Origin of the sequence: Plantactinospora sp. ZYX-F-223 (assembly GCF_039649625.1) — a bacterium.
Classification (GTDB): domain Bacteria; phylum Actinomycetota; class Actinomycetes; order Mycobacteriales; family Micromonosporaceae; genus Plantactinospora.
This window is the reverse complement of the sequence record NZ_JBDJAV010000222.1, coordinates 1-255: the sequence shown is the minus strand read 5'-3', so window position 1 is coordinate 255 and position 255 is coordinate 1. Positions and strand designations below refer to the sequence as shown.

Annotated in this window: 1 pseudogene; it reads right to left on the bottom strand. The window is 66.3% G+C overall.

The features are described 5' to 3' along the window. Nucleotides 1–21: 21 nt before the first annotated feature. A pseudogene (locus AAH979_RS43275) lies at nt 22–255 on the bottom strand (IS5/IS1182 family transposase); the annotation flags it as partial.

Sequence of the window (255 nt, the reverse complement as noted above, 5' to 3'; positions counted from 1 at the left end):
AGTGAGCGTTTTAGATGTGGGTTACTCGGGTGTGTTGAAGGTACGGCGGGGTTGGCGGGTGGCGGGTCCGCCGCGGGTGAGGCGGTTGAGCATGCCGGTGATCGCGGCCCAGCGGATCATGTGTTCAGCGGTGGCGGGATCGGTCTCGTAGTCGCGGGCCAGGCGGCGGTGCAACATCAACCAGCCCAGGGTCCTCTCCACCACCCACCTACGCGGATGCACGGCGAAACCTCGCTGGTCAGCCGGCTTACGCAC